General features: G+C 63.4%; 8 protein-coding genes. 5 read left to right on the top strand and 3 right to left on the bottom strand.

What is annotated here, in order from left to right; translation table 11 throughout:
* Positions 1 to 44: 44 nt before the first annotated feature.
* Genes dsbG through dsbD form a run of 3 tightly spaced genes read right to left on the bottom strand, consistent with a single transcriptional unit; the run spans position 45 to position 3,360 of the window.
* A complete protein-coding gene (gene dsbG / locus AB3G88_RS19305; protein ID WP_158876858.1) occupies positions 45 to 806 on the bottom strand; it encodes a thiol:disulfide interchange protein DsbG in 762 nt (253 codons plus the stop codon).
* Positions 782 to 1,633 (bottom strand): TlpA disulfide reductase family protein, encoded by an 852-nt coding sequence (locus tag AB3G88_RS19300; protein WP_112196351.1) that lies wholly within the window; start codon positions 1,631 to 1,633, stop codon positions 782 to 784. The genes dsbG and AB3G88_RS19300 overlap by 25 nt, the downstream gene beginning before the upstream one ends.
* A complete protein-coding gene (gene dsbD, locus AB3G88_RS19295; RefSeq protein WP_480451232.1) occupies positions 1,633 to 3,360 on the bottom strand; it encodes a protein-disulfide reductase DsbD in 1,728 nt (575 codons plus the stop codon). The genes AB3G88_RS19300 and dsbD overlap by 1 nt, the downstream gene beginning before the upstream one ends.
* A gap of 176 nt (positions 3,361 to 3,536) precedes the next feature.
* Here dsbD and AB3G88_RS19290 point away from each other — a divergent pair, with 176 nt between their 5' ends.
* From AB3G88_RS19290 to AB3G88_RS19270, 5 genes are all read left to right on the top strand, one after another.
* Positions 3,537 to 4,217: a response regulator gene (locus AB3G88_RS19290; RefSeq protein WP_099586384.1), complete on the top strand. Its 681-nt coding sequence runs from the start codon at positions 3,537 to 3,539 to the stop codon at positions 4,215 to 4,217.
* Positions 4,214 to 5,536, top strand: coding sequence for an ATP-binding protein (locus AB3G88_RS19285; protein WP_099586383.1), 1,323 nt, complete (start codon positions 4,214 to 4,216; stop codon positions 5,534 to 5,536). The genes AB3G88_RS19290 and AB3G88_RS19285 overlap by 4 nt, the downstream gene beginning before the upstream one ends.
* 124 nt (positions 5,537 to 5,660) lie before the next feature.
* Positions 5,661 to 6,428 carry an N-acetylmuramoyl-L-alanine amidase gene (locus AB3G88_RS19280; protein WP_158876851.1) on the top strand — a complete coding sequence of 256 codons (768 nt, stop codon included), beginning with the start codon at positions 5,661 to 5,663 and terminating at the stop codon, positions 6,426 to 6,428.
* A 161-nt stretch (positions 6,429 to 6,589) separates the two neighbouring features.
* The gene (locus tag AB3G88_RS19275; protein ID WP_480451229.1) at positions 6,590 to 8,002 is read left to right on the top strand and encodes an aspartate aminotransferase family protein; all 1,413 of its coding nucleotides are present in this window, start codon (positions 6,590 to 6,592) and stop codon (positions 8,000 to 8,002) included.
* An 83-nt stretch (positions 8,003 to 8,085) separates the two neighbouring features.
* Positions 8,086 to 8,307, top strand: coding sequence for an MbtH family protein (locus tag AB3G88_RS19270; protein ID WP_017527671.1), 222 nt, complete (start codon positions 8,086 to 8,088; stop codon positions 8,305 to 8,307).
* The last annotated feature ends 195 nt before the right edge of the window (positions 8,308 to 8,502 follow it).

The following is an 8,502-nucleotide window of genomic DNA, read 5'->3' as shown; positions in this document are numbered from 1 at the left end:
TGTGGGAGGGGGCTTGCCCCCGATGGCGTCATCCCAGGCAACGCCTATCTCGGCCCAAGAATCTTCACCAACTTATCCGGCGACGGCGCCCCCTGCTGTTGCTGCAAGCCACCCTTGTCATCCAGGTAGAAAATCGCCGGCGTCGCCGACAACTCCAGCTCATCCATCAACTTCATATTGGCATCGAGCTTGGCTTCGATATCGGCCGGGATCTTCGCCATTGCCTGCAATTTACTGCCCTTGCCGGCTGCTTCGTGTTCTTCCAGGGCTTTTTGCGGGTCTTTGGCGGCGAACAGGGCGGCGGACTTGGCCGCGCTGTCTTCGCGGATGATGCCGACCATGATGTGGCGCAACTGCACCTTGCCGGCCTTGACCCATGGCCGCGCCTGTTCCCAGAACATGTTGCAGTACGGGCAGTTAGGGTCGCTGAACAGGTAGACGATGCGTGGCGCTTTAACGTCGCCGTCCTGGATCCAGCTGCTTTTTTCCATCTTGGCCCAGACTTCCTTGGCCATCGGCGCGTACACCAGTTTTTCCAGGGGCGCGGTGCTCAGGTCATTGCCCTGGGCATCGTACAGGTTGCCGGCGATCACGCTTTTGCCGTCGGCGGTCAGGTACAGCGCCATGCCGCGGTTCTGGTATTGCGCGGCGTAGCCGGTAAGGCCGCTGGGGGCGTCGAATTTGCCGATGATCCTGGCGCCCTTGGCTTCGATCTGTTTGATCGGCGCCGGCCAGTCTTCGGCCTGGGCCAGGGTGGCCGCCAGCGTCAGCGGCAGTAGGGTCAGCAGGTGGCGGAGGCTTGGCATGTCGGTTTCCTTGTGGCAGCAGGGGCGGTGTCGAAGGGTTCCATGGCACGGGCCAGGCTGGCCTGGGACAACTCGCCCAAGTGGCTGTTGATCAGGCGTCCGTCGGCTTGGTAGAACAAGGTGGTCGGCAGGGCCATGGAACCCACGGCCTGGCCGAGGCGGCCGCTGGCGTCAAACAGGACGTTGTCCAGGTTCAGGCCCTGGGTGGCCAGGTAGGTGCTGACGCTTTGCATGCTTTCGGCCTGGTTGACGAACAGGAAGGTCACGTCAGGCCGCATGCGCTGGGCGCTTTCCAGTACCGGCATTTCGCGGCGGCAGGGCGGGCACCAGGTGGCCCACAGATTGATCACCAGTGGACCGCCCTGGTAATCCGCCAGTTGCACCACTTCGCCATTGGCGTTGCGCAGGGTGATGTCCGGCAGGCGCGTGCCTTTTTCATACACGCTCAAGGACAGGCTGGTCATGCCCCAGAACAGCAGGCCGGTGATGACCCCGGCGCTCAGTGGCTTACGCAGCGCCGGGCGGCGCCAGCCGTAGGCCAGCGCACCGAGGATCAGGGTGATGATGCCGGGCCAGGCGAGAAAGCCGCCGTCGCGCAGGTCGACCATCTGCAGCCAGTCGCTGCTGTAGTAGCTCCAGTACATCAGTACAAAGCTGACGCGTGCCGCGAGCATGCCCAGCAGGAACAGGCTGAACAGCACCGATTCCGGGTTCTCACCGCCACGCTTGGCCACGCGCCAGCCCACCAGGGTGGCGAGAATCAACGCGCTGATCAGCAGGATATGATTCAACGCGATGGCGAAGGTGCCGATGGTCAGGGTCAGCATCAGAGGGCGTCCCGGGCTTGGGTCCAGCGTTGCAGGAAGGCGTCGGCATTCACTTCGCCGGTGATGCGCTGGGCGCGGCGTTCTTCACCGTCAGGGCCGATCCAGACGAAGCTCGGTGGCCCCGGTACTTTGTAGCGGCCCAGCAGTTCGCGGCTGGCGGCATTGTCGGCGGTGACGTCCAGGCGCAGCAGGCGTACGTCTTTGAGGGCATCGAGGACTTTGGGTTGGCCGAACACCTGTTTTTCCATGATCTTGCACGACACGCACCAGTCGGCGTAGTAGTCCACCAGCACCCATTGGCCCTGGGCCTTGGCGCTGTCGAGTTGATTTTGCAGGACGGCGGGGTCGTTGATGGTCATGAAGGCGTCATGGGCGGTGGGCGCACCGGCGACCTGCGCGCCGCGGTACACCTTCAGCGGTTGCCACAGATCGTCGCCGCCACCGGCCGCGCCCACCACCAGCACTGCGCCCCACAGGCCCAGCACCAGCGAACCGGCGCCGAATACCTTGGCCGCCAGGCCGTACTCGCGGGCCAGGGTCCAGCCGCAGTAGGCCATCACCAGCGCCAATGCGCCCCACAGGCCGATCCACAGGCTTTCGCCGACCACCGGGCGAATCATCAGCACGGCGGTACCCAGGAACAGGAAGCCGAAGATGCCCTTGAGCACGTTCATCCAGTTGCCCGGCTTGGGCAGGAAGCGGTTGCCGACGGTCACCAGCAGCAACAGTGGAATACCCATGCCGATGCCCATGTAGAACAGAATCAAACCACCGTGCAGCGCATTGCCGCTTTGCGCGATATACAGCAGGACGCCCGCCAGTGGCGCAGTCATGCAAGGCCCGACCAATAGGCCGGACAGCGCGCCGAGCACCCCGGCGCCGATCAGGCTGCCACCGCTTTGCTTGCGGCTGACGTTGTCCAGGCGATCGCGTAGGAAGGCGGGCAGTTGCAGTTCAAAGAAGCCGAACATCGGCAGGGCGAGGATCACGAACAACGCAGCGAAACTGCCGAGAATCCAGGGGGTTTGCAGCAGCGCGGCGAGATTGGCGCCGAGCAATGCCGCCAATACGCCGAGCGCCGCATACACCAGCGCCATGCACACCACGTAGCTGCTGGCCAGGGCAAAACCACGGCGAGGACTGGCGCCACTGCCCGCCACCAGGCCGGCGAGGATTGGCAGCATCGGCAGTGAACACGGCGTAAATGCCAGCAGTAGGCCCAGGCCGAAGAACACCAGCAGGCTCCAGCCCAGGCTGCGCTGTTGCAGGCCGCTGGCCAGGCTCTGGTCCTGGGCTTGCGCGGTGGCGGCGACGGCGGGGTTGCCGCCCAGGTCTACAGTGATCGACTGCGGCGGGTAGCACAGGCCTGCATCGGCGCAGCCCTGCCAGCCCAGTTTGACCTGGCCGGTGGCCCCGGCGGGTAGCTTCACTTCCAGGCCCTGGCGATACACTTCCTGCTCGCCAAAGAACTCGTCGCTATGGGCCTCGCCTTGCGGCAGTGCCGGCTGGGCGGCCAGGCCTTCGAACTTCATGCGCTGCTTGTACAGGTAATAACCGTCGGCAATTTGCCAATACAACTGGGTCTCGCCACTTTCAAGACGTTCGGAAGTAAAGGTAAAGGCCTTGCCCACCGGGAGGAAATCGGGTTTGGTCTCAAACGGGTTGCCCGGCGCGGCCTGGGCCAACCCGGCGAACAACACCAGCAGAAAGGTAAACAGATGCCGCATGGTCAAGCCTTAGTCCGATACAAGTGAGGCACACAATGTGTGGCGTTGATTAACCGATGATTAACCGAGGGCTATTCTAAAGTGTACGGAATATCTGAGCGTGACTCTTTTCACGGCATAATCTGCGCTTAATCCGCTGCACCTTTAATCCCCCCATCTTTCATGAAGGGTTCACCATGCACGTACTGGTCTGTGAAGACGACGAACTGATTGCCAGCGGCATCGTGGCCGGCCTCACCGCCCAGGGCTTTACGGTTGAGCGCGTGGCCACGGCGGCGGCTGCGCGGGCGATGCTCAAGGCGGCGACCTTCGACATCATGGTGCTCGACCTCGGCCTGCCCGACGAAGACGGCCTCAAGCTGTTGCAGCAACTGCGCAGCCAGGGCCTGGAGATTCCGGTGCTGATCCTCACTGCGCGGGATTCGGTGACCAACCGCGTCGACGGCCTGCAAGCCGGCGCCGATGACTACCTGCTCAAACCCTTTGACCTGCGCGAACTGGCTGCCCGCCTGCAAACCCTGCTGCGCCGGATGGCGGGGCGCAGTGTCAACCTGATCGAACACGGCCGGTTGACCTATGACCCCAGCAGCCGCGAAACCCTGTTGGGCGGCCAGCCGGTGGATCTGTCCCGGCGTGAACAAGCGCTGCTGCAGGCGCTGCTGCACAACAAGGGCCGCGTGCTGTCCAGCGAGCAGCTCAAGGACAGCGTTTACGGCTTCAACGATGAGCTGGAGAGCAACGCCCTCAACGTGCATATCCACCACCTGCGGCGCAAATTGGGCAATGGCATTGTCGAGACCGTGCGCGGCCTGGGCTATCGCCTGGGCCCGGCGGATGACGGCGAGAACGCTTCGTGAAAAGCCTGCGCCTGCGCCTGACTTTCAAGCTCGGCGCCGCATTCGTGCTGATCTGGGCCCTGGCAGCGGCCTGGATGCTCAACGACCTGCGCAACCAGATGATGTTCTCCCTCGACCAGCGCCTGGTGGCGTCGGCACGCATGGTGGCGGGGCTCACCGAGCAGATGCCGGGCCTGGCCAGTGTCAGCGGCGGAGCGCATTTCAGTGCCGAGCAACTGCACGTGCCGGGCGGCATGGCCTGCCAGGTCAGTTCCTTGCGCGGCGAAATCCTGGCGCGCAGCCACACCACCCCGGATCAGGGCCTGGAGTCGCAACGCAGCGGTTTTCGCGACCAGATGATCGACGGCGTGGGTTGGCGCAGCTTTACCCTGTCCCGTGGCGACCTGCTCATTACCACCGCCGACCGCCAGGTTGAGCGCGAGGCCCTGAACCTGTCGATCCTGCTGGCGGCGTCGGTGCCGGTGGGCGTGGCCATGCTCGGTTGCCTGTGCCTGCTGTGGCTGGGCATCGGCCAGAGCCTGCTGCCGCTCAACCGCATGCGCGACGCGCTGATGCGGCGCAGTGCCGATTCCCTCGAACCGCTGCAGATCCACCCGCTGCCCAGCGAACTCAAACCGCTGCTGGACACCCAGAACCAACTGTTGCAACGCATCGCCAAGACCATCGAGCGTGAACGCCGTCTCACCGGCGATGCCGCCCACGAACTGCGCAGCCCGCTGACGGCGATCAAGACCCACCTGCAAGTGGCGCGCATGACCGAAGGCGCGGCGCGCGACCAGTCCCTGGCCCACGCCGAGGAGGGCGCCGACCGCTTGCACCGTACCCTGGAGCAGTTGCTGCTGTTGGCCCGGGTGGAAGGCAGCCTGTCGTTTGACGATGGCCTGCAGTCCAGCGCCGAAGAAGTCGCACGGCTGGCGATCCAGGATGCCAATGCTGGCGATAATTCGCGCATCGATCTGATCCTGCCGCACAACCTGTCCGCTGCCCCGGTGGAAATGCCCGTGGGCCTGGCGGTTGCCGCCCTGCGCAACCTGCTCGACAACGCCTTGCGCCATACGCCGGCGGACACGCGGGTAGAGCTGAGTGTGTTCACCGCCCCAGATCAAGTGGTGTTCCGCGTGCGCGACTATGGCAAGCAGATTTCCAGTGAAGACCTGCAATACCTGACCCAGCGCTTCTGGCGCAATGGCAACAGCGAAGGCTGCGGCCTGGGCCTGGCGATCGTGCAAGCGATTGTGCAGCGCTGCTCCTGTTCACTGACATTCGACAGCCAGGCCGATGGCCTGCGTGTCGAGTTGGGCATGCCGCTGCGACGCTGAACGCCGTCCTTTCAAGTGCCAAATAATTACCACCCTCCTGACGTTCAAGTCTTCAGGATGGCGCTAATTTTTTTGCGCTTGAACGGGCCGAATGACTCGGCCTGTATTGAAAAGGATGGTTCTTATGTTGGTCATCGACACCAGTTTCCCAGCCAGGCACTTCAACGACCGCAACGGCGAGCCTGTGGGACAACTGATCCTGCATTACACCGCCGCGCCGTTCGCGTCCTCCCTGCGAACCCTGACCCAGGACGGGGTCAGCGCCCACTATCTTCTGCCTGATCCCGATGAGCCCGGCTACCGCGCTGCCGGGTATGACGAACTGCGCGCGTTTCGCCTGGTGGATGAAACCAAGCGTGCGTGGCATGCCGGGGCGAGCCAATGGGCTGGGCGGGATAACCTCAATAGCCGTTCGATTGGTATCGAGATCGTCAACCTGGCGCGGGATGACGCGGGGGTGTTTACCTTTCCTGCGTACGCCCAGGAGCAGGTTTCGGTGTTGATTGCACTGGTGCGCGACATCCTCGGGCGTTACCCGCAGATCGGTCCGGCGGATATTCTCGGGCATTCGGACGTGGCGTATTGGCGCAAGAGTGATCCAGGGCCCCGGTTGCCTTGGCGATGCTTGTACGACGCCGGGGTTGGCGCCTGGTTTGATGAGGCGACGCGGGCGATGTACCAGCGTCGGTTTGGTGTGGGGCTGCCGCCGGAGGTAGAGGTCGAGCGGGCGTTTGAGCGGTATGGGTATAAGCCGGCGCAGAACCGACAGGCGTTTGCACAGCGCACGCGGGCGTTCCAGATGCACTTCAGGCCGCGAGATCACCGGGGCGTATTGGATGCCGAGACGTGCGCGATCCTGTATGCCCTGAACGAAAAATACCGGGGACTTTGACGCCGAGTACCGTTCAACTGCATCCGCTAACGATCAATAGCCCTAAATCCCTCAGCCGCTGATGCGTTTCCAGAACAGGAAATCCGTGCGCATGCCCTTGGGCCAGACGCCAACGGATTGGCAGTTTGGTCACCATCATCAGCGTATTGAGGGACAGAGAGATGTCAGTCGCTACCAGCCGTATCGAAAGCGCCCCGGTGCATGGCAGCCCGGCGCCTGCGGAAACGCTCTACCAGTTCGATGAAACACCGCTGTTGGCCCGTCAACGCCAGCAGGAGTCCAACGCCCGCAGTTACCCCCGGCGCATTCCCCTGGCGCTCAAGCGTGCCAAGGGTATTTATGTGGAAGACGTGGAAGGCCGCCAGTTCATCGACTGCCTGGCCGGCGCCGGCACGCTGGCGCTGGGGCATAACCACCCGGTAGTGATCGAAGCCATCCAGCAAGTGCTGAGTGACGAACTGCCGTTGCACACCCTCGACCTGACGACACCGGTCAAGGATCAATTCGTACAGGATCTGTTTGGCCTGTTACCGGCCGAGCTGGCGCGGGAAGCCAAGATTCAGTTCTGTGGCCCTACCGGCACCGACGCGGTGGAAGCTGCGCTGAAACTGGTACGTACCGCCACCGGGCGCAGCACCGTGCTGTCGTTCCAGGGTGGCTATCACGGCATGAGCCAAGGCGCCTTGAGCCTGATGGGCAGCCTGGGGCCGAAGAAACCCTTGGGTGCGTTGCTGGGCAATGGCGTGCAGTTTCTGCCATTCCCCTATGACTACCGCTGCCCGTTCGGCCTGGGCGGTGCGCAAGGTGTGCAGGTCAATCTGCATTACCTGGAAAACCTGCTCAACGACCCGGAAGCCGGGGTATTGCTGCCCGCAGCGGTGATTGTTGAAGTGGTGCAGGGTGAGGGCGGCGTCATCCCGGCCGACCTCGACTGGCTGCGCGGCCTGCGGCGGATCACCGAGCAGGCGGGCGTGGCGTTGATCGTCGATGAAATCCAGAGCGGTTTTGGGCGCACCGGCAAGATGTTCGCCTTTGAACACGCCGGCATCATTCCGGACGTGGTGGTGATGTCCAAGGCCATCGGCGGCAGCTTGCCGCTGGCGGTGGTGGTGTACCGCGATTGGCTCGACACCTGGCTGCCTGGCGCCCATGCCGGTACGTTCCGTGGCAATCAGATGGCGATGGCGGCGGGTTCGGCGGTGATGCGCTACCTCAAGGATCACGATCTGCCCGGCCATGCGGCAGCGATGGGCGAGCGCCTCGGCGAACACCTGCGCATCCTGCAACGGGACTTCCCGCAGTTGGGCGATATTCGCGGCCGCGGGCTGATGCTCGGCGTGGAGTTGGTGGACCCGGACGGTACCCTCGACATCCAGGGCCACCCACCGGTGCACCGCCAATTGGCGCCGCTGGTACAGCGCGAGTGCCTCAAGCGCGGACTGATCCTGGAACTGGGCGGCCGTCATGGCAGCGTAGTGCGCTTCCTGCCGCCGCTGGTGATCACCGCCGCAGAAGTCGACCGTGTGGCCGAGATCTTCGGGCGCGCCCTGGCCGCCGCTGTGGCCAGCCTCTAATTTTTCGACGGTTTGGTACGTTTCTACAGATATCAGTGCTGCGCGTGGTGCGCAGCCAGTTTTTTTTGCGATGGAGAACAGCAATGACCTCAGTATTTGACCGCGACGACATCCTGTTTCAGGTAGTGGTCAACCATGAAGAACAGTATTCCATCTGGCCCGACTACAAGGCCGTGCCGGAAGGCTGGCGCACCGTAGGCAAGAGCGGCCTGAAGAAAGAGTGCCTGGCCTACATCGAAGAAACCTGGACCGATATGCGCCCGTTGAGCCTGCGCCAGAAGATGGATGGCGCGGCACTGGCCTGAGGTAATCAGGCTTTATGTGGCGAGCTCGCTTGTTGTGGTGAGCGGGCAAGCCCTAATGCCGGTCAGTTAAGAGATAAAAGGGCAAAAAGTAACCTGTGGCGAGGGAGCTTGCTCCCGTTGGACTGCGCAGCAGTCCCATTTTTGGGGCCGCTTCGCGCCCCAGCGGGAGCAAGCTCCCTCGCCACAGGTACGGTG

It is taken from the genome of Pseudomonas arvensis, from assembly GCF_056688935.1.
This window is presented reverse-complemented; position numbering and strand designations above follow the sequence as displayed.